This window comes from Microcystis sp. LE19-195.1E (assembly GCF_027532095.1).
Classification (GTDB): Bacteria; Cyanobacteriota; Cyanobacteriia; order Cyanobacteriales; family Microcystaceae; genus Microcystis; species Microcystis aeruginosa.
Genome location: NZ_JAPZSZ010000198.1, coordinates 1 through 21032, shown reverse-complemented (window position 1 = coordinate 21032; position 21032 = coordinate 1). Strand labels below are relative to the sequence as shown.

At 41.8% G+C, this 21032-nt stretch carries 24 protein-coding genes and 1 pseudogene; 14 read left to right on the top strand and 11 right to left on the bottom strand.

Going from position 1 to position 21032, the window contains the following annotated elements; genetic code table 11:
• Positions 1-443, bottom strand: a 443-nt coding sequence (locus O9300_RS11440; RefSeq protein ID WP_287971751.1) for an RNA-guided endonuclease InsQ/TnpB family protein, incomplete at its 3' end; no start/stop codon positions are given.
• Between the two features lie 128 nt (positions 444-571).
• On the opposite strand from O9300_RS11440, the gene O9300_RS11435 reads away from it, so the two are divergent.
• Positions 572-1777 (top strand): acetate kinase, encoded by a 1206-nt coding sequence (locus tag O9300_RS11435; protein WP_287730158.1) that lies wholly within the window; start codon positions 572-574, stop codon positions 1775-1777.
• 3 nt (positions 1778-1780) lie between these two features.
• Here the strand turns inward: O9300_RS11435 and O9300_RS11430 are convergent, their stop codons facing one another.
• From O9300_RS11430 to O9300_RS11415, 4 genes are all read right to left on the bottom strand, one after another.
• Positions 1781-2332: an anti-sigma factor family protein gene (locus O9300_RS11430; protein ID WP_287730160.1), complete on the bottom strand. Its 552-nt coding sequence runs from the start codon at positions 2330-2332 to the stop codon at positions 1781-1783.
• Between the two features lie 113 nt (positions 2333-2445).
• Entirely contained in the window at positions 2446-3102 is a 657-nt protein-coding gene (locus O9300_RS11425; RefSeq protein ID WP_287676571.1) for a sigma-70 family RNA polymerase sigma factor, read from the bottom strand.
• 270 nt (positions 3103-3372) lie between these two features.
• Positions 3373-3963 (bottom strand): PAP/fibrillin family protein, encoded by a 591-nt coding sequence (locus O9300_RS11420; protein ID WP_287971748.1) that lies wholly within the window; start codon positions 3961-3963, stop codon positions 3373-3375.
• Positions 3964-4311: 348 nt separating this feature from the next.
• Positions 4312-4668 (bottom strand): bilin-binding protein, encoded by a 357-nt coding sequence (locus O9300_RS11415; RefSeq protein WP_287730162.1) that lies wholly within the window; start codon positions 4666-4668, stop codon positions 4312-4314.
• A gap of 149 nt (positions 4669-4817) precedes the next feature.
• Here O9300_RS11415 and rseP point away from each other — a divergent pair, with 149 nt between their 5' ends.
• The 3 genes from rseP to O9300_RS11400 all read left to right on the top strand — a co-directional run bounded on the left by rseP (position 4818) and on the right by O9300_RS11400 (position 7534).
• Entirely contained in the window at positions 4818-5909 is a 1092-nt protein-coding gene (gene rseP, locus O9300_RS11410; RefSeq protein WP_287971746.1) for an RIP metalloprotease RseP, read from the top strand.
• Positions 5909-6562, top strand: coding sequence for an endonuclease III (gene nth / locus O9300_RS11405; RefSeq protein WP_079205679.1), 654 nt, complete (start codon positions 5909-5911; stop codon positions 6560-6562). Before rseP ends, nth begins: the two co-directional genes overlap by 1 nt.
• A gap of 363 nt (positions 6563-6925) precedes the next feature.
• Positions 6926-7534: a rhomboid family intramembrane serine protease gene (locus O9300_RS11400; protein ID WP_002804258.1), complete on the top strand. Its 609-nt coding sequence runs from the start codon at positions 6926-6928 to the stop codon at positions 7532-7534.
• Here the strand turns inward: O9300_RS11400 and O9300_RS11395 are convergent.
• Positions 7531-7857, bottom strand: a complete 327-nt coding sequence (locus tag O9300_RS11395; RefSeq protein WP_002759792.1) for an antibiotic biosynthesis monooxygenase family protein — start codon at positions 7855-7857, stop codon at positions 7531-7533. The two genes, O9300_RS11400 and O9300_RS11395, sit on opposite strands and share 4 nt — an antisense overlap.
• 160 nt (positions 7858-8017) lie before the next feature.
• On the opposite strand from O9300_RS11395, the gene O9300_RS11390 reads away from it, so the two are divergent.
• Positions 8018-8560 (top strand): NADPH-dependent FMN reductase, encoded by a 543-nt coding sequence (locus O9300_RS11390; protein WP_002795706.1) that lies wholly within the window; start codon positions 8018-8020, stop codon positions 8558-8560.
• On the opposite strand, the gene folB is transcribed toward O9300_RS11390, so the two are convergent.
• The 3 genes from folB to O9300_RS11375 form a co-directional block, all read right to left on the bottom strand.
• Positions 8547-8903 carry a dihydroneopterin aldolase gene (gene folB / locus O9300_RS11385; protein WP_287971745.1) on the bottom strand — a complete coding sequence of 119 codons (357 nt, stop codon included), beginning with the start codon at positions 8901-8903 and terminating at the stop codon, positions 8547-8549. The genes O9300_RS11390 and folB overlap by 14 nt on opposite strands.
• A 239-nt stretch (positions 8904-9142) precedes the next feature.
• A complete protein-coding gene (locus O9300_RS11380; RefSeq protein WP_149986225.1) occupies positions 9143-10126 on the bottom strand; it encodes a glycosyltransferase family 2 protein in 984 nt (327 codons plus the stop codon).
• A 56-nt stretch (positions 10127-10182) separates the two neighbouring features.
• Positions 10183-10377, bottom strand: coding sequence for a hypothetical protein (locus tag O9300_RS11375; RefSeq protein WP_149986226.1), 195 nt, complete (start codon positions 10375-10377; stop codon positions 10183-10185).
• Positions 10378-10534: 157 nt separating this feature from the next.
• On the opposite strand from O9300_RS11375, the gene O9300_RS11370 reads away from it, so the two are divergent.
• From O9300_RS11370 to O9300_RS11335, 8 genes are all read left to right on the top strand, one after another.
• Positions 10535-11455 (top strand): glycosyltransferase family 2 protein, encoded by a 921-nt coding sequence (locus O9300_RS11370; RefSeq protein WP_287971744.1) that lies wholly within the window; start codon positions 10535-10537, stop codon positions 11453-11455.
• Positions 11456-11469: 14 nt separating this feature from the next.
• Positions 11470-12429, top strand: coding sequence for a GDP-mannose 4,6-dehydratase (locus O9300_RS11365; protein WP_287971743.1), 960 nt, complete (start codon positions 11470-11472; stop codon positions 12427-12429).
• A gap of 2 nt (positions 12430-12431) precedes the next feature.
• Positions 12432-13649: a glycosyltransferase family 4 protein gene (locus O9300_RS11360; RefSeq protein WP_287971741.1), complete on the top strand. Its 1218-nt coding sequence runs from the start codon at positions 12432-12434 to the stop codon at positions 13647-13649.
• Between the two features lie 29 nt (positions 13650-13678).
• Entirely contained in the window at positions 13679-14662 is a 984-nt protein-coding gene (locus O9300_RS11355) for a glycosyltransferase family 2 protein (protein ID WP_287971739.1), read from the top strand.
• A gap of 27 nt (positions 14663-14689) precedes the next feature.
• Positions 14690-15244: a phycobiliprotein lyase gene (locus O9300_RS11350; protein ID WP_287971737.1), complete on the top strand. Its 555-nt coding sequence runs from the start codon at positions 14690-14692 to the stop codon at positions 15242-15244.
• Between the two features lie 85 nt (positions 15245-15329).
• Entirely contained in the window at positions 15330-15722 is a 393-nt protein-coding gene (locus O9300_RS11345; RefSeq protein WP_002797683.1) for a MerR family transcriptional regulator, read from the top strand.
• A 5-nt stretch (positions 15723-15727) separates the two neighbouring features.
• Entirely contained in the window at positions 15728-16948 is a 1221-nt protein-coding gene (locus O9300_RS11340; RefSeq protein WP_287971735.1) for a hypothetical protein, read from the top strand.
• On the top strand, positions 16945-17727 hold the full coding sequence (locus O9300_RS11335; protein ID WP_287971733.1) for a hypothetical protein: 783 nt from the start codon (positions 16945-16947) through the stop codon (positions 17725-17727). The genes O9300_RS11340 and O9300_RS11335 overlap by 4 nt, the downstream gene beginning before the upstream one ends.
• Before the next feature lie 229 nt (positions 17728-17956).
• On the opposite strand, the gene O9300_RS11330 is transcribed toward O9300_RS11335, so the two are convergent.
• Positions 17957-19372 (bottom strand): mechanosensitive ion channel domain-containing protein, encoded by a 1416-nt coding sequence (locus O9300_RS11330; RefSeq protein WP_147069992.1) that lies wholly within the window; start codon positions 19370-19372, stop codon positions 17957-17959.
• Between the two features lie 9 nt (positions 19373-19381).
• Positions 19382-20032, bottom strand: coding sequence for a nitroreductase family protein (locus O9300_RS11325; protein WP_287971730.1), 651 nt, complete (start codon positions 20030-20032; stop codon positions 19382-19384).
• 132 nt (positions 20033-20164) lie between these two features.
• On the opposite strand from O9300_RS11325, the pseudogene O9300_RS11320 reads away from it, so the two are divergent.
• A pseudogene (locus O9300_RS11320) lies at positions 20165-20899 on the top strand (RNA-guided endonuclease InsQ/TnpB family protein); the annotation flags it as partial.
• Positions 20900-21032: the final 133 nt, after the last annotated feature.

Sequence of the window (21032 nt, the reverse complement as noted above, 5' to 3'; positions counted from 1 at the left end):
CTTGGTTCACAGCTTTCTGGTATTTGTCTTGACCATCGAATAGGTAAAGGTTCCGTGCATTTAGCTAAATAGATTTGTTTGTCTTTAAATTTAAAAGCAGATTTGGTAAATTCGGCACTTCCTCCCTGATGTTTTTTCTTAAAGTTGGGATACTTAGTAAGACCAGCAAAGAAGTTAGTAAAAGCTGTTTGTAGGTGTCTTAACCCTTGTTGTAAAGGTACACAGCTAACTTCGTTTAAAAACTCTAATTCTTCTTGTTTTTTCCAATCGGTTAGCATTGAAGAAGTTTCAGTATATCCTACTCTTTCTTGTCTTTCATACCATGCTTGTGTTCTGAGATGGAGAGCTTTGTTGTAAACTAATCTTACACAGCCCAAAGTGCGCCGCAATAGCGACTCTTGTTCGGGTGTGGGGTAAAATCGAAACGAATAGGCTTTTTCCATGTATCACATTTTAGCATATATTTCGTAAATGTGCTAATATTTAACAGTAAAGCCGTCGTTCTACGACGGGGTTTCAGACCCAAAATTTTCGATGATCAGCACAAGCCACCTCCTAATTGAGCTTTTTTATGAAAATTCTGGTCTTAAATGCGGGATCGAGCAGTCAAAAAAGTTGTTTGTACGATTTAGAGTTTCTCCCCGGCCATCCTCCGCAACCAATTTGGCAAGCGGGGATCGATTGGACGGTTAACCCTGATTACGCGGTTTTAACGGTAAAAGCTCAGGGAATTAAACAGGAAATTAATCTTTCTAGTCAGGATCGTCCGGCGGGTATCGCTCGGATGTTAGATACCTTAGTCACTGGCGAAACTAAGGTAGTAGCCAACCTCGCCGACATTAGTATAGTCGGTCATCGAGTTGTCCATGGTGGCACGGAATATTCCCAGGCTACCATCATCACTCCCCAAGTCAAAGAAACGATTAAAAAGCTGATTCCCCTGGCTCCTAGTCATAATCCCGCTCATTTAGAAGGAATTGAGGCGATCGAGCAAGTTTTGGGCGATGTTCCTCAAGTAGCAGTGTTTGACACCGCTTTTCATCGTTCTATCCCTCCTGAGTCTTCTCTTTATCCCATTCCCTACCAATGGAGTGAACTGGGAATCCGTCGCTATGGTTTTCATGGCACCAGTCATCAGTACTGCTCCCAACGAGCCGCCGAATTGTTAGGAAAACCCCTGGAATCCTTGAAAATGGTGATCTGTCATCTGGGCAATGGTGCTTCCCTATCGGCAGTCAAGGGGGGTAAAAGTATCGATACTACTATGGGATTTACTCCCCTAGAGGGATTGATGATGGGAACCCGCAGCGGTTCGATCGATCCAGGGATTCTGATTTATCTAGAGCGAGAATATCAATATAATCCCGATAGTTTAAATAGTTTACTCAATAAAGAATCCGGTTTAAAGGGAATTTCCGGTATTTCTGGGGATATGCGGGCAATTACCACGGCGATGGCCGAAGGCAACGAGAGGGCAAAATTAGCATTTGAGATGTATATTCATCGTCTGAAAGGTTTAATCGGATCGATGATCGCTTCTCTAGAGGGGTTGGATGTGTTGGTATTTACGGCAGGAATCGGCGAAAATTCAGCTTTAGTACGGGAAAAAGCCAGTCAAGGCTGGCCTTTTTTGGGTTTAGAGTTAGATTTAGCTAAAAATGCCGCTCGTCCCCGGGATGAGGATATCGCCAGCGAGACATCTAAAGTGCGAGTGATGGTAATTGCTACGGCGGAAGATTGGGCGATCGCACGAGAATGCTGGCATTTATCTCAATAGACCTTACCTTTGGCCATTCTCTTTTGGCTGTTCCGTTGCGGGAATCTCCATAATCGGATGGTTAAGAGCAATCATCAAATGGTCTCCCTCTTGGCTAATACTGCTCGGACTGCTCGCGATTTGGGAGAGGGGATCATTGCGTTCCGAGACGAAGTAGGAGCCAATAGCGATCGCCATAGCGGTGAAAATTGCGCCACCATAAACATAATATTGCCGACGACGCTGACCATCGACTTTTCTGAACACCTGTTCTGCCAATCGGTCGCTGGCCATAGTAACCGGTACGGGAATTTGCTTTAAATTAGTTTGTAATCCCAAGAGCTGCTGATAGAGTTTTTTAGCGGCAGCATCATGGTCTAACCAATGCTGAACTAGCTTCCGTTCCTCTACCGTTACTTCGTTATCAATATAGGCACTAATTAAATCGAAACGATGAGCTTCTTCGTTATCCTCATCTAAGAATAAAATATCCTCGGTTGCGGAGTTGCAATCGCTGTCATCGTGACGTAACAAAGACTTGATCCATTGAACGTCTTCGGGTTGATAATTATTCATGGTTGACCTCGACCAGAAGCGATCGGTATACAATCACTTTTTACCAGCACGGAGCTAGTTAAATTTAACGACTCCTCATTTCGACCGTTAGTGCCGAATCACCACAATTTTATTTAGCCTTCCGTAAAATAGGGCTGTAAAACAGATTGTAATTTAGCGCGAGCGCGAGCAATGCGGGATTTAACAGTTCCTAAAGAAACTCCCGTGATCTCGGCAATTTCTTCGTAGGCCATGCCTTCAATTTCTCGCAGAATAATAGTTGTCCGAAAAGCTTCTGGTAAATCAGCGATCGCCGCCTGTAATTGATCGTAGAATTCGTGGGTAGTGAGATGTTCATCGGGACTGGGGTAATCGGACTCGATATCCCAATCGATTTCGCCATCTTCCACGCGCCGGGGAGCATCGAGGGAAATGGGGTGATTAACCCGTTTGCGTTTCCGCAATTCGTCGTAAAAAAGATTAGTGGCAATGCGACTTAACCAACCGCGGAACTTGAGGGGTTCATGGAGACGGTTAATATTGCGATAGACGCGAATCCAGACCTCTTGAGCCAAATCAGCGCGATCTTGCCAATCGGGAGCCAAATGATAGAGTAATTTATCAATATGAGCTTGATAGCGCCGCAGCAGTTCCGCAAAAGCTGCTCGATCGGGCTGGCACCCTTCCTGACAGCGTGCAATTAGATCGTAGTTGGAGAGTTTGTCAGGGGACACGGGGTTTTGAGACTTGTTGGCCTCAAGTGACCAAGATGCTGGAATCGATTGACTCATGGGATTTCCTCTAAGGATATAAACTCCTCACTCAGAGCTTGAGGACGGGAGAATTCAGTAAAGGTTCCCGAAAATAAATAATTTTTTTCCCATATTTTGATTCTAACCGATCGGGGCATTCATCTGGGGGAGCAAGGGAGCAAGGGAGCAGCAAGTGGGGAGGTGGGGTAGTGGGGTAGTGGGGAGGTGGGGTAGTGGGGTAGTGGGGTAGTGGGGAGAATACATAAAAGCTGTCTCGGAGTCTCGGAGTCTCCTGAATAGCTCTGTAAGTTAGGTTTTTTCCTTAGCGAGAATAAAGACGCTGCCCTCGCTGCCGCGGCCGATGCGGAGATCTTCATCGAGATAGGTGATATCGAGCCAACCTGTTTGTTGGCGATTATTGAAAGAAAAATCGAGGGGAGGAAATTTTTTGCCACTCTCGATCGCTTCGATAAATTCTTGGGGAGAATGATAATTGAGAAGACGTTGCAGACCGAAAATCGAGCGCTCAAATTTGACCATTACCCGACGCTCGGATGTGGGTTCAAAGGTAGCGGAGACGATTACTGCCCCTTCTAGCCAAGGTACGCCGATAATTTCGGCGATATTGTAGAGTTTGGCCTTGTTCAGGTCGAGATATTGATAAATTTGCCCTAATTGAAAAAAAGGTAGGCGATCTATTCCCAGAATGTTGCGGCTGCTGGTGAATAGCAAACGCCAATTGCCCCCTAATAGTTGTTTAACTTCGAGGGGATGGGGATGGGGATTGTGATCCTCCAATTGTTCGATCGCCGCTAAAATCCGCACACGGTCGCTTTCCGTGGCCAGGAGTCCGCGATTTCTACCAGCGATCAATTCTAATAATTTCGCTTTGGCATCCATAGAATAGACCTCTTGTAAAAATCAAAAATTGTTGTTAGGGTTAGGAGTCAGTAGCCAGGAGAATTACGAATGAATAATAATCAATTAAATGGTCTATTTATAGATTTTAGGCAATTTAATCCTTATTTGTGCCGTTTTTGAACCCTCAAAAATTAATTATGCAAGAGGTTTGATCTCCCTTATTTTATCAACTACCTCAACCCGCTGGGCGATCACTCAAGGTTTTGGCTGGCCCTCAGAGGCTCACCTGCGCCGATGATTTGAGAGTTTCAACGGGGTTTTAACCTCGGTGAGCGGCATTTTCAACTGTTGACTTGATTATTTTAACACAGATTAAATGCCGCAGTTTTAAAACTTTTTCATAACCGTAATTAAGTGATCAAAATAGGTAGTAATTGCGTTTTTCTCTGAGTCGCTAAAATACTCTAAGCTGTATTGTTTTAAGGCTTCTAAGGCCGAAATCATCGCCCGATCGTTATCAACGATACTATTAGCATTATCCCGCAGTTTTCGAGCTTGTTGACTATAAACAAGTAAATCAGGCTCTAAATTGACGATAGTATCTAAATCGCTATCGCTGAGATAGCGAGTTTGATCATCCGCTTGTTGCCAAATAGCGATCGCTGATTGCTGATAGGGCCAATTAGCGAAACTGATGATTCTCGCTTTTGGGATTAATTGCTGGGCGCGCTCACTCAAAGGCATCGATCGCTCTCCGTTGGGTCAGATTAGGCAGTTAAGATCACTTCTATCATAAATGATCGAAAAATTAGCGATAACTCCAGATTTTTTGAAATCTATCCAAGAGGATCGCTTACAATAAACAAAAGCTAAGTCATTATAATTTGATCATCATGTCAGTTTTAATAGCGATCGGTGTACTTGCCCTATTAATTGTCGTTCACGAATTGGGTCATTTTGCCGCTGCTCGTTGGCAATCTATCCATGTTAATCGCTTTTCCATCGGTTTTGGTCCAGCTTTAGCTAAATATCAAGGTAAAGAAACGGAATACGCCCTCCGCGCCATTCCTTTAGGGGGTTACGTTGGTTTTCCCGATGACGATCCCGATAGTCAAATTCCCAATAACGATCCTGATTTATTACGCAATCGTCCTGTTTTCGATCGAGCTATCGTCATTAGTGCGGGAGTAATTGCTAATTTAATTTTTGCCTATTTTTTGCTTGTTACCCAAGTCGCTACGGTGGGTTTTCCCCAAATTAACTATCAAGAAGGGGTAATTATTCCAGAGGTTTTTACGGCTGAAAATTCCGTCGCTAAACAAGCGGGAATGCAAGCGGGGGATATTGTTCTCGCTATCAATGATCAGCCCCTTGGTGCTTCTCAAAATGCCATTATTGACTTCCGTGACATTATTCAATCTTCCCCCGATCAACCCCTAAAATTAACCATCAAACGCCCGACAGAAACGATCAATTTAATCGTTACTCCTGAATTGGGAAGTGATGGTCAGGGTAAAATTGGGGTTAGATTGGCTCCTAACGGTGAAGAAACTCGCCTGAAAGCCGATAATTTTGGGCAAGCTTTTAGCTTGGGTGCGGGTGAATTTCAACGATTAACCCTATTAACCGTTCAAGGTTTTGGGCAGTTAGTTAGTAACTTCAAAGAGAGTGTTCAACAGGTAGCAGGACCAGTTAAAATTGTCGAATATGGAGCGGCAATCGCTCGTAATGATGCGGGTAATCTTTTTCAATTTGCCGCCCTAATTAGTATTAACTTAGCGGTAATTAATATTCTGCCTTTACCTGCTCTTGATGGCGGTCAATTAGTATTTTTATTAATCGAGGCTTTGGTAGGTAAACCTCTCCCGACTAAACTGCAAGATAACATCATGCAAACAGGTCTAGTTTTACTCTTAGGATTAGGAGTTTTCTTAATCGTGCGCGACACGGCTAACCTAGCAGTTTTTCAGGATTTATTCCAGTGATAGCCTCTCGAAAAAAAACTGAAGTTCAACTGCGCGCCCTAGAAATTTTAAGCAACTTAAAGCGATTATATCCAGAGGCAACCTGTAGCTTAAATTATCAAACTCCCGTGCAGTTATTGGTGGCAGTGATTCTCTCGGCACAATGCACTGATGAGCGGGTAAATAAGGTGACTCCTGCTTTATTCGCTCGTTTTCCCGATGCTAAATCCTTAGCTTTTGCCGAGCGAGAGGAGTTAGAAACTCTCATTCGTTCCACGGGATTCTATCGCAATAAAGCTAAAAATATTCAGGGTGCTTGTCAAAAAATCCTCAAGGATTTTCAGGGGGAAGTACCCAAGACAATGGAGGAATTATTAACTTTATCCGGGGTAGCTAGAAAAACGGCTAATGTGGTACTCGCTCACGCTTACGGGATTATTGAGGGGGTGACAGTAGATACCCACGTTAAGCGCTTAAGTAATCGTTTGGGTTTAACTACTAATAACGATCCGGTGAAAATTGAACGGGATTTAATGGCTTTACTACCTCAACCGGATTGGGAAACTTTTTCTATTAGTATTATTTACCACGGCCGGGCGGTTTGTAAAGCAAGAAATCCCGCTTGTTTTTCCTGTCAATTAGCCTCTCTTTGTCCCACAGTAAAAGTAAGCTAATTAGGACTTACTGAAAAAGGTTTTTCTGGTGGCAGGGTGTGGGGTAGGGTCGTTTCATTCTCTCAAATGTCATTCTCTCAAATCTTTATCTGGTAATGTTTTTAGTCGATTTCTCGGAATAAATATCTGAAAATTTTTCAAAACGTCGTGCTTTGTAGCTTGATTCATGAATCAAGCTACTATGAGTTTATTCATGAATCAAGCTACTATGATCAGCCCTAGGGTTTGGGGTGCTTTTTTCGGTGATCAGTAAACAGTAAACTGATAACTCACACCTGATAACTGGTAACTCACACCTGATAACTGGTAACTGAATCACTGATAACTGATAACTGATAACTGATAACTGATCTGGGGGCTATAATGGGAAAAAATAGCTCATCCATCAATCTTATGAGTCAAGGATCTCGGCAAGAAATAAAAACCCAAGCAATAATCCTCGCTACTTTTGTGGCGATTTTTTGGCTGTTAGAGATTTTAGATCAATTTGTTTTTCGGGGCAGTTTAGACATTTTCGGGATTATTCCGCATCAAGTCATCGGATTGCGGGGTATTCTTTTCGCACCTTTCCTACACGGTGACTTTCCCCATCTTATCGCTAATACGGTTCCTTTCCTGATTCTCGGTTGGTTGGTGATGTTACAGGAAACCAGTGACTTTTTTATTGTGACTGGGTTGACTATGCTGGTGGGGGGGTTAGGAGTCTGGTTATTTGCTGCTCCCGGATCCATTCATATCGGGGCAAGTATCTTGATTTTTGGCTATTTAGGTTTTTTATTACTGCGGGGCTATTTCCAAAGAAATATTCCTTCTATACTCTTGTCAATTCTAGTCTTTTTACTCTACGGTGGCACAATTTGGGGCGTTTTGCCTTCCCGTCCGGGGATTTCTTGGCAAGGACATTTATTTGGTTTCCTAGGCGGGGTTTTAGCCGCCAAATTAATCGCCACCGAAAAGAAACATTATCCCTAAATGGGGGAACCTTCTATCTCGCTACATACTTCATAAAAATCGGTGACAGGCGGTTTCGCAAACAGAGGAGCCATGGATTTCAGCAATAATTCGTGGGCTTCGCTTTTATTTGCCTCCATATCATCGATTTTATCCCAGATGATCACGGCAATTCCTTCGTCGGTTCCGGGTTTTTGCAGCAGAAAAGCCCCCTGGAATCCCGTAGAATAGGTGGAAACGGCCTTTTCGTAGAGTTTTTGGGCCTCGGAAAAACACCCCGGTTTGAATTCACCAATAGCCACATAGGCGTATTTATGTTTGAGAAAATCGAGAAATTCTGGCATGGCAATGAGGGGAAATGGAATAAATCTTTCTTTCTACTCTCATTAAAACTTAGATCGATCGCCCCCTCCGCCCCATCGACATATTTTTTTAACTAAGCTTCCCCAATTGTCTCTTTTTTTGTTAGCTTATATGTAGTCGTTATGAGTTTGTATAAGTTCTATGATCAAAATCGTTGGTATTAATGGCAGTTTACGCCCCGGATCCTATAGTGCGATGGCGTTAGAAGTTGCTATCAGTCGAGTACAGGGGTTAGGAGTAGAAACGGAGATAATTGACCTGAGAAAACTCTCTTTACCCTTCTGTAACGGGGGAGATGACTATTCTGACTATCCCGATGTGGCCAAAATGCAGCAAACGGTTAAATCGGCAGCGGGATTAATTTTGGCGACACCGGAGTATCATGGCAGTGTCAGTGGTGTGATGAAGAATGCCCTAGATTTAATGAGTTTTGAGGAGTTATCGGGAAAGGTTGCCGGATTAATCAGTGTTTTAGGCGGCCAATCCAATAGTAACGCCCTAAATGATTTAAGAATCATTCTCCGTTGGGTTCACGCTTGGGTAATTCCGGAACAAATTGGTTTAGGACAAGCGTGGAAAGTCTTCAACGAAGAAGGAGAAATCCTTGACGAGAAGCTTTCCCAACGTTTTGACGCTTTTGCGCGAAGTTTAGTCGATAATACCCGTAAACTCAACGAGATCTAGTGATATCGATGGTGATTTTACCGGTGAAATGGGGAATTGGGGCGGCAGGTTTCGATAATTGTACTCTTACCTGTCGCACTCGATCGAGTTGTAGGATATCCTCAGCGATAACCGTGGCCAATTTTTCCACTAGGGCAAATTTGCTGGTTTCAATCTGGTGTTTGACAATTTCGATCGCCTGTCGATAATCTAGAGTATCTTCAATCGCGTCACTTTTGCCAGCAATGCTGATATCAACTTCTAGGGATAAATCTACCTCAAACCATTGACCTAAAACCTGTTCTTCGGCCAGATATCCTGTGTAACCGTAGGCACGAATTCCCCTAACGTGAATAGTATCCATAGATAGTTAAATTAAAAAACTGGCGGCTTTTCCCACAAAGATGAAGTGTAACCTAATTTGGTATCGACGACCCAATCCCCAAAAGGAAAACTTCCTATCTTGTCACCATTAAGATAACTGCTAAGTAAGTGGTTCTAATTAAATAGAAGATAGATTTTGCCTTCGATACCCCCTTAATCCCCCCTTGATAAGGGGGGTGTCTGACAATTTTTAACACCTACCTACTTATAAGTTATCGTTTACACGGCTCTCACCTGTTCGGCGTAATCTTTGGGACGTAGTTGACGGAAACCTTGAAAAGCCAATTGTCTCAAGTTTAGAGGTAAATAGGAAAGCAGTAAACCCAGTCTGGCCCGTCGGGATTTTCCTGACAATTTCGAGGCTTTTTCTATTAAAACTCGCCCGGCTTCGGTTTCTCCCTTTTCAATTAATTTTATCCCCAAACATTCCTGTAAAAAAGCCGTCCTTTTCACTCTTTCTTCTTCTAATTTTACATCATTAAAGTGATAACCTTCTGTACAAAACAAGTTTGCTTGCAAAAAGTGAACCGCTTGTTTTAAGCTAGTTTGCCCCCCATGGAAACGATATTCCATTAATAATTCTGGCAGAAAATAAGCTTGTTTTCCCGCTAAAGCTAAACGCACTAATAAATCAAAATCTTCACAACCATCCGCCTGAGGGCGCATATAATCCACATCGGCTAAAGATTGATAACGAAAAAGAGTCGAACCCACCTGTAAACTTTTACAGGAAAAAGTTTGTCTTTCTAAATCAGGAATAATCCCTTGTTGTAATCTATCTTTGCCCCATTTCGCTGAATTTTTTTTTGTTGCTGATGCAACTCTTTGTCCAAATCTATCAATAATCCAGTGATCTGTACAGACAAAATCAACGTTTTTTTCTTGATCTAAAATAGGGACAGTTTTCGCTAAAAATTCAGGAGTTAGTCCATCGTCATCATCGAATTTAATAAAATATTCTCCCCGAGCAGCCGTAAAACCCGATCGCATATTTAAACTTCTGCCAATATTTTGAGGATGACGCAGATAAATTATTCTCGAATCCTGAAATGCTGCCACCACTTCTGGGGTACGATCAGAAGAACCATCATCACAGACAATTAACTCAAAATCTTCATAGGTCTGCCGCAACACAGTATTAATCGAATAGCTGAGATAATCGGCGCGGTTATAGGTGGGAATACAAACACTTACTTTTGGCATAATATTTCAGTTATCAGTTATCAGTTATCAGTTATCAGTTATCAGTTATCAGCTTGTTACTTGAGAAAGGCAATTAGGCTCTTCGTTACTTGGTATGGTTCGAGCGGGTGGCATAAATAGACTACATCCTTATTTGGCCAGAGACTTAATTGATTAGTTCGTTCTAGATGGAAAACAATTGACAAAAATAGCCAAATGTCTTTCTCTATAATGGTTTCATCTCTTATAACCCCGTCTATTGCATAACACAAACCGAAGAACCGGCAATTAATTGGCCATTTTTCTAGTTATCATCACTATTGTCTAGCTGACGGCTGACGGCTGACGGCTGACGGCTTTAAAAGTATTTTTACATTTTTCCAAAGGAATGTTAAGTTTTAGGGTATTGAATGAGTAACCTTGATAGCCATGGCTCCTAAAATAGCAGGGATTATCTGTACCCACAACCGCGATCACTACCTAGCAGGAGCGATCGATAGTCTTTTGGCGCAAACTTGCGCAGATTGTGAGATTTTAGTGGTTGATAACGCATCTACCGATAAAACCCGTCAAGTGGCCCAGTCGCGTCTGGGAGATGGGCGACTAAAATACGTTTACGAACCTATTTTAGGGCTATCTACCGCCAGAAATCGCGGGGCGAAGGAAACTAGAGCGCCGATTTTAGCCTATTTGGATGACGATGCGATCGCAAGTCCTCAATGGTTGCAAATTCTGTTAAATGCCTACGAAAATAACCAAAAACTGGCAGTAGCAGGGGGAAAAGTCACCTTAATTTGGCCGCAAGGCTACAGTCAACCCAATTGGTTATCCGATGAGTTAGCAGGGGGTTTAGGGGCTTTCGATTTGGGCGACAATGTGGTATATATCAGCCAAGCGGATTTAACTCCGCGAGGGGTTAATTACTCAATCCGGCGAGATTTCTTGGAGAAGATTGGCGGTTTTGACCCTAATTTGGGAAGAATTGGTAAAAAACTTCTTTCTAACGAGGAATTATACACTACAGAACTAGCACTCGCCCAGGGATGGCAAGTAGGCTATTTTCCCGCAGCATTGGTGGAACACAATGTTGCCCCGGAAAGAATCAATCGTCAATGGTTTATGCGTCGTAGTTGGTGGCAAGGCATCAGCGAACACTACCGGGAAGAAGTGGCAGGAAGGACGGGATTGGCTCAATTTAGGCGAGGAGGTGAGCGTTTGGTGAGAGGATTGGTTAAATATGTCAAATTTATCAATGATCCCGCTAAAAGCTTTGATAATCTTCTCTATGCCTACGGACAAATCGGTTATTTAAGCGAGGCCGCCAAGGCGATGTTAAACCCTCAAAAGTAAATTATTGTAAATAAATGAGTAAAAAAGCGTTAATTTGTGGTATATCGGGGCAGGATGGAGCCTACCTAGCCGAATTACTGTTAAAAGCCGGCTATACAGTTTGTGGCACCTCCCGGGATGCCCAAATGTCCTCTTTTAGTAACCTGAAACGTTTGGGAATCAAGGAACAGGTAAAACTAGAATCAATGGCACTGAATGACTTTCGCAGTGTCCTACAGGTGTTAATTAAAATTCAGCCCGATGAGGTCTATAATTTGGCTGGACAAAGTTCTGTGGGTTTATCCTTCGAGCAGCCAGTGGAAACCTTAGAAAGTATTGCCACGGGAACCTTAAATCTCTTAGAAGCAATTCGATTTACCAGAGCAAAAATTAAATTATATAATGCAGGATCGAGTGAATGTTTCGGGGATATCGGCGATAATTCTGCCGACGAAAATACCCCTTTTCGTCCTCGCAGTCCCTACGCTGTGGCCAAATCGGCGGCTTTTTGGGAAGTGGCTAATTATCGAGAAGCCTACGGAATTTTTGCCTGTTCAGGCATACTTTTCAATCATGAATCTCCCCTGCGTCCCGAGCGCTTTGTTACCCAAAAAATTATTGCTGCCGTGGCTAGAATTGCCCAAGGAAGTCCCGAGACTTTACACTTAGGAAATATGGATATTCAAAGGGATTGGGGTTGGGCACCGGAGTACGTTGAAGCGATGTATTTAATGCTGCAACAGGAGCAACCCGATGATTACGTCATTGCCACGGGAGAAAGTTCAAAACTGGAGGATTTTGTGGCCACAGCTTTTGCTACTGTGGGATTAAATTGGCAAGATCATGTAATTTCCGATCGAAGTTTATTAAGACCAACAGATTTAGCCATTAGTCGCGGCAATCCCAACAAAGCTAAGGAAAAATTAGGTTGGCAAGCACAATACAAAATGACTGATATTGTCCGCATGATGGTAGAAAATCGTTTAGAGGAATAGCTATGAATATCTTAATGATTAGTTCCGCCTTCCCCTATCCACCAACCAGAGGGGGAACTCAGGGCAGAACTTTTAATTTACTCAAGTATCTCAGCAAAAATCATGATATTACTCTCATCGTTCAGCGTACTGCTGATGTCAGCGATGAGGAGGTAGAAAAGTTAGGTAACTTTGTTAGTGAATTGGTAGTTTTTCCCCGTCCTCGAGATGCCAAAACTGGAATAATTGCTAAACTGCAAAGATTAGCTCAATTCCTGCAAACGGGAACCCCTCCCAATGTACTTTTTGGCTATTCTCAAGAGATGCAGAACTGGATAGATAGGGCAGTTAATAGTCAAAAATTCTCAGTAATTACCAGTGAACATAGTGTTAATGAAATTTATATTCGTCCCCAATGGCAACAGCAAATTAGGACAGTAATTGATGTGCATAGTTCCCTCTATCAAACCTGCAAAAGTCAATTAGAAATTGGGGTTTCTAGTCAAGAATTACGGGATCGTCTCTACCTTCCTCTCATGGGTCGCTACGAACAAAAAACTGTGCAGAAATTCTCAAAAATTGTCGTCACTACCGATGATGATCAAAAACAAATGGAAGAATTTGCCCCCAATGGAGAGATTTATTTAATTCCTAATGCAGTAGATTTAGATTTGTTTCCCTATCGTTCCCAGGATCCTGCTGGACATAATTTAGTTTTTATCGGTGGGTTAGATTATTGGGTTAATATCGATGCGGCCTGTTTTTTAGCTAGGGAAATTTTACCTCGTATTCAAATTACTTACCCCGAGACTACTTTAACTCTAGTCGGTGCTAATCCATCCCTAGAAGTGCAAGAATTAACTAAGTTAAAAGGAGTGATTGTGACGGGACGAGTACCATCAATGACCACCTATCTTCATCAGGCAACTGTGGCAGTTATTCCCCTAAGAACGGGTTTTGGAATGAAGTTTAAAACCCTAGAATCTATGGCCGCAGGGGTGCCGGTGGTGGCCAGCGATCGAGGTTTAGAAGGGTTAACAGTGGAAGGAAATCATGTTCCTTTAGCAGCCTTAAGGGCTAATAGTATTGAGGAATATTGTACGGCGATTAGTAGTCTTTTTGAATCGGCAGAGTTACGAGAAAAATTATCTAGAAATGCTCGCAAGTTAATCGAAGATAATTATACTTGGCAGCAAGCAGCCACTAAGTACGAACAAGTTTTGACTGCTGATATTTGTTAGACAATTTCTCTAGTTTTTTGTCAATTAATATGCTATCAAATCAAATACCAGTGAAAATATCTGTTGTTGTTCCTCTGTATAACGAAGAAGAAAATATCGATGCTCTCTTTGGGCGACTTTTAGCTGTTTTAGAGACACTAAATACCAGTTATGAGGTCGTTTGCGTCAATGATGGTAGTCGTGACAATACTCTCAAAAATCTCCTGGAATATCATCAACGTTACCCACAAATTAAAGTGGTTAATTTATCCCGTAATTTTGGCAAAGATATTGCCATGTCAGCAGGAATTGATTACAGTCAAGGAATGGCAGTTATTCCTATTGATGCTGATTTACAAGATCCGCCAGAATTAATTGCCGAAATGATCGAAAAATGGCACGAGGGTTATGATGTGGTTTATGCGTCCCGTCGGGTTAGAATTGGCGAAAGTTGGTTGAAACGTTTAACCGCTGGGGGGTTCTATCAAGTCATTAATAAATTAAGTCGGGTTCCTATTCCCCCTAATACGGGAGATTTTCGTTTGATTGATCGCCGAGTGGTAGAATCAATTAAAAAGATGCCCGAACGTCAAAGATTTATGAAAGGAATATTTGCTTGGGTGGGATATAAACAGACATCAATTTTATTCGATCGAGAACCCCGGTATCAAGGACAAACTAAATGGAATTACTGGAAATTATGGAATTTTGCCATCGATGGTATTACCTCTTTTAGTTTTTTACCTCTGAAAGTCTGGACCTATGTAGGATTTATCATTGCACTTGTTAGTCTTGTTTATGCTAGTTTTTTAATTCTTAGGACTATTATTTTAGGAATCGATGTACCCGGGTACGCTTCTCTGATGGTTGCTATCTTATTTTTAGGAGGGATTCAATTACTGACTCTTGGTATTATTGGCGAATATATTGGCAGGGTTTATGAAGAAGTAAAGGGCCGGCCACTTTATCTTGTTCGAGATTGTTATGGTTTTGAAAATCGGGAACAAGTTACTGATAAAATAACTCAAAATTAAAATACTGACAAGAGGAGAATTAAGTCTATGAATACCGAAGTTTTTGAGCAATTTTTTGTCTATTGTGTCGGTAGTTGGCAAACGGAAAGAACCTATCATTATCTAGCTGCTCAAGAAGTGGAACGTTCCCGTACTGAATTCCTCATTCAACCCCTGACTAGGGAGATTAAACAGAAAGTTCTGACAGATAATAACTATCCTGATATTGCGGATTTAGAAAGTATCCCCGGGTTTAATTTAGGTTTCTATACCATCTCGGAAAAAGGGGAAGAAGTGCGACAAAATCTTAATCTTTTATTTGTGGTTAAAGCAGAAAATAACGGTTATTTAGAAGGGGATTATATTCGTGATCGCGCCTACGAAGAAGCAAGACCAATTATCTCCGCTTTTCGCTTTGATTCCACTACCAGAGAGTTATTAATGACCACCAATTATACTCGCAGTGTTTCCGTGGATTCAATTACTTTAATCAATCCAGACCTGCGAATTCGCAAAATTATTAACTATCAACGTCCCCAGGAGGGGGACCCCTTGGAAAAAGTTCTCTTGGTCGGTTTTGGAGTTGAGTGTAAAGTCAGTTAAAAAAATATTTCTTTCCCCCCCCTTGATTCTCCAGTCAGGGGGAGATTTTATAATAGGGTAACGATAGGATTAAGGAGCAAAAATAATGCTCAGAATCGGTCAACTTTCCCTAGAAAGTGGTGTTTCGATTAAAACGATTCGTTATTATGAGGAATTAGGACTAATTCAGTCCCCTGAGAGGACAGAGGGACAATTTCGCCTATTTACTCCCGATACTGTCCATCGCTTGCTGTTTGTCAAAAGATTACAATCTTTGGGTTTAAGTCTGCAAGAGATCCGCGAATGTTTAGTAATTCATGACCATGGTGAGTTACCCTGTGGAGATATTCAAGAAAAATTAATTAAACATATTGCTGAGATCGATCAACAAGTGGAACAATTGCTTTTATTGCGTCAACAATTAACCGAAACCCTGCAAGAATGGACGGATACACCTGTAAAAGACGATCAATTTATTTGCCCTAATCTCAAGGTTTAACTATCATGAAAAAGTTGATTTTATTGGTAACTGTAGCACTGATTTCTACTCCTGTAATTGCTCAACATTTACATCTTGATTCACCTCAAACTCAGACTTTACAAGCAATTCCTGACGATATACCAGCTTGGATGTATAACAAGCAACGTAATCATATTTATCCCCAAAGAGGGGTTTATAACAATGCAATTTATAATGTCAGAGATTTAGCTTTAGATTTGAATGCGATCGCTGTTGGTCATGCCTTTGCTTACGAAGATATCGTAACGGGAAAAGCGAAATATTTAGAAACTAAGACATACCAAAAAATTAATTGGGTTTTAAAAAATCCGCCTAAATTTATGCCCGACGAGGGTAATATTTCCCCAACTTTTGGCAGAAAATACGGTGTTTTAGAACAGGTTTTCGAGTGGGCGCATATTTTCCATGCTCAAACCGTTGATGTTTTAGCCAGCAGCAAATTAACCAACAAGGAAAAAGAGGCGGAAATTGAAAAATTATATCAATTTTACTTGACAAAAGTTCCCTATGCGATTACGGGATTACCGATGAATATGGGTTATCTGGATTCCCAGCCTTATTCTAAAGCCTTTCGCCAGAAATATCCGAAAGTTAATGGCTTATTTTGGGGCTACCATTGGTTACAAGGAACAATGTATGACTTGCTCTATGAGAAGACGCTAGAAGAACAAAAACAAGCTTATAAACAGGTAGGAAAACAATACCATAGTCAGGAATTGTATCGCACCGATCGAGCTTTTATGCCGATGTTTGCCGAACTTAGTCCCAAGTTTGCCCGACGTTTTCCCGCAATATCTAACACCTTCGATAACCTGCATATGTTACACGATATGGTTAATGATATTCTGGCATCAGATTGGCTAACTCCCCAACAAAAAGACGAACAAATTACCCGCGCTATTTGGTTAGTAATGGCCGCTAATCATCAAGGAATGGCAGCAGGAAAAAATTATGGTGGTGAAGGACTACATGATCATCGTTTTGAGTCAGGAATTCCGGGGATGGGATTAATGCCAGCAGATATTTCTCACGAAGGTCATAATCACGACAATCCTCATAATTCTGAGAAAAAACCTGATAATTCTCAGGGAGATGAGGGGGGAGATCACCAACACCATAATCACGAAAATTACTCTCCAGAAAACCCTCCTAATACAGAGAAAAAACCTGACGACAGCAATGATCAAGAGGAACTGAAAAAATGAGAAGATTTTTATTAATTGCTGTGGGTTTAGTTGCCAGTTTTACTAATCCAGTTTTTGCCAACGATCATAACAATCTTGATTCCGGTCGTCCCCTTTCTTTTGATGATGCTGAAAGTCTTGGTTTTGGGGAAAAATCGATAGAATTTGGAGGAAGTCTAGTCTTTCCTGAAAATAGTAATCTTGGGGGTGATTTTGATATTGAATACCTCAACGGTATTATTCGCAATGGTCATATTATTATCGGCATCGATCCGCAGGTGGGAGGTCGAGTTAATAGTGATGATACGGATTTTGATGTGGGAAATTTATCTGTAGGTTTTTTCTATAATTTCAATCGTGAATACGATAATGTTCCCGCTTTTGCTATTCGTACCGATTTAGGATTACCGACGGGAAATAATGCTAGGGGATTAGATTTTCGTCTGCGGGGAATTGCCAGTAAAACTGTTGGTCAATTCCATCGCCTGCATCTTAATCTCGATTTAAACATAAAAACTGACCCCGATAACGGCGATCGATCTTTTTTACCCGCTGCCATTCTCGGTTATTCGCGACCGATTGGTTATCCGAAACGTTTTGATCGCACTTTTTTAGCAGAATTGGGCGTAATTACCGGCGATAATAGTAATGGTGGCGTTTTAATTCGCACTGGTATGGGAATTCGTCAGCAAATTAATCGCCAAGGTGTGATCGATTGGGGTATCGAGGGAGATATTGCCACTAATGGCCATGCTCAAAGTCAATTAAAGTTAAAAATCGGTTATTCTTTCGGATTTTAGGATTTTTCCCTAGCCTGCTATTAAAAGCTAAAATAGATGAAGTATAACTGAAATTTTGGTTTGACTGGGAGTATGAGGGGGTTTGGAAGTCCACATCTTCTCATCCCTGAAAACAACAGGGATATCTTACCAGTTGTCCGCAGGTAGCGACTCCCTATCCTCAGTTTCGTACCTCATCATTAAGATAACTGCTATAGGAGAAAGGCTGTAAATCTGTTCTCATCCCCTTTTAAGCCGCAAAAAAGCTCTTTAACCGTTGTCGCAGCCAAGAGACGGGATTTTTCAGGTCTTCCGAGTCTAAAAGCCCCATTTCTCGCAATTTCTGCTGACATTCGCCCAATTCCTCCTGACGTTGGGCGATTGCCTGAGTGAATTCCTCCGCTAGAGCCGGATAAGTAGTGATAAGATGCTGAAACCCCTGACGATCGAGCAAAAATAACAAGGTTTCCCCCACTGCTTGCATAGTGGTGGGATAGGGAACCTCTAACATTAACGGTAATTCCCCAAAATATTGACCTTTATTAAAAGTAAAAATCTTACGACTGATTTTATCGTTTTCATAAAAAGCATCCATTTGTCCCTGCAAAACAATACAGAAATAATTAGTTCTTTCTCCCTGTCTAATTAAAATATCCCCGTCATGCAGATGTTTACGACAACCCATTTCAATTAATACACGCAATTGCAGATCGTTAAAATGTTTAAAGTAACTCACCTCCAATAACATTTCTTTTAACGATAGCGGTTTTGAAGGTTTAACTATCTCCTGATCCTGTTCCTTAACTGCCTCAAAACTGTCGGTATTATGCAACCATAACTCTCGCTGGGGAAAAGGAATCGTTATGCCCCGATGACGCAGATTATGCTCGATAATGAAGTGTAGGGAACTTCTCATAAAAACGGCCCGTTCGACTTTTTCCACCCATACCCACAACTCAAAATTTAAAGCACTATCACCAAAACCGTTAAAAATCACCTTGGGAAGCGGATTAAAGGCAATTTCTACCGACATATAGGCTGATTGCAGCAGAATTTCCGTCACTATCAAAGGGTCTGTACCGTAGGCAACTCCCACCGGCACAATGACTCGAATGCGCGAGTCGGGATAATGCCAATTCTGGACGCGATTGCTAGTTAAGATTGTGTTAGGAACGATTAACTCTGCACCATCAACAGTGCGAATGGTGGTGGAACGAATCGATATTTCCCGGATATAACCCTTTGTTTGCTCAAATTCGATAAAATCGCCCACTTTTAACTTGCGTTCCACCAACAAAGTTAAACCACTGGTGAGATTTTTGGTTAACTCCTGCAAACCGAAACCGATACCCACCCCCAAACCACCGGCTAAAACAGCGATCGAAGCGAGATTGAATCCAGTCAATTGTAGGGCGATAATATAACCAAAAGCCCCAAAAGCGAAACTAGCCAGAGTTGCGATCGCTTCTCGATTACCTTCATCAAAACCGATACTTTTCAGCAGACGATTTTTTAGTAAACTTTTAAAAGCGATCGTCAGACAGGTGACAAGAACAAACAGTACAAGAATACCAATAGTCCAACCAAGAGTGATCGACACTCCCCCAGCGCGCCAAAGGGGAGTGTTAAAAAAGGGCGTTAACCAAGCTGAGGGAGAGAAAGTCATCGCTAAAGTTTAGATTTGATAGGGATTACCCAAGCGATCCACAAAAACATTGTAATCTAAGGGTAAACGCCCCGGATTAAGCCGTGGTTCCGCCGCGTAACCGATGGGAACGACAACAGCGATCGCCAGATGGGGATGATCGGCAGCACCAATGACAGCTTTTACCTTGTCCTCGATCCAACCGTTGAGAAAACAACTAGATAAACCGAGACTTTCGGCAGCTAAAACCAGATGAGTGGCGGCGATCATGGCATCTTTAATCGCGTATTCCCGGGTTTTTTCGCCCAAATCCTTTTGAAATCCCGGGATTGCCTGTTGAAAATATTTTACCGTGCCTTCGCCCCAGGCACCTATACTGAGAGCCTGTTCATAGATGGGAGTTAGATCTCCCCCTCCTGCGGCAGCATCGGCAGCGAAAACAAAAGTAACCGGCGCTTGGATAATTTGCTTTTGTCCCCAAGCGGCCTCGGCTAAAGCGGCCTTTTGTGCCTCATCTTGTACTAAAATAATTCGCCAATCTTGGATGTTGAAACTACTAGGTGCGGCAACGGTTAATTCTACCAGGGTTTTCAGCAGTTCTGGGGCGATCGGATCGGTGGTAAAATTTTTAATAGAACGACGTTGATTAATCGCCGTGGGAACATCGAGAGGCAAGGTCATAAAGTCAGTTGATCGAGTTACCGAAATTTTGGGTTAAAGCCCCGTCCTTTTAGGACGGCTTTTTAAACTATATCTTGTTAACTTAACTTTTATTGTGCTATACTGATTTTGTCTAAGTACCCCGTGGGTAAAATGTTTGTCTTAGAGTTTAAAGTTAAAGCTAAAACTCAACAGTATCAAGCCATAGACGATGCTATTCGTACTGCTCAATTCATCCGTAACAAATGTGTAAGGTTATGGATGGATACAAAAGGTACGGGTAAGAACGATTTATACCGATATTCTAAAGAATTAGCTCAGGACTTTAAATTTGCCGATGAACTTAATTCAACTGCTAGACAGGCAAGTGCTGAACGTGCTTGGAGTTCAATTAGTCGTTTTTACGACAACTGTAAACGTAAAGTATCAGGCAAAAAGGGGTATCCTCAATTTAAAAAATCTCGCTCTGTTGAATACAAACAATCAGGATGGAAGCTTCTTAGCCCTAAAACTGTTAAGTTCACTGACAAGAAAAACATTGGTGTTCTTAAGTTGGTAGGAACTTGGGATTTAGGGTACTTTCAAGAATCCGATATTAAACGGGTTAGGTTGATTCGGAGAGCGGACGGTTATTATTGTCAATTTGTCCTTTCTTGTGACGTTAAAGAAGATGTTAAACCATCAGGTAAGTGTATTGGCTTAGATGTAGGTTTGGCTTCTTTCTATACAGATCACAATGGCGACAAGGTTGATAATCCTCAATTCTTGAGAAAGTCTGAGAAACGATTAAAACGACTTCAAAGGCGATTATCTAAAAAGAAAAAGGGAAGTAAAAATCGTCAAAAAGCTAGACAAAGATTAGCTAAAGCTCACCTTAAAGTAAGTAGGGTTTGCTGAATAATGGTAAAAACCTTACAGGAAAGGGCTTTTAGCTTGATTGAGAGCTTCCCAAATGCACTTAAATCTGCTAGAATCTCTTAAAACCCTTGCATCACCCTTGCATCACCCTTGCATCTTCTCT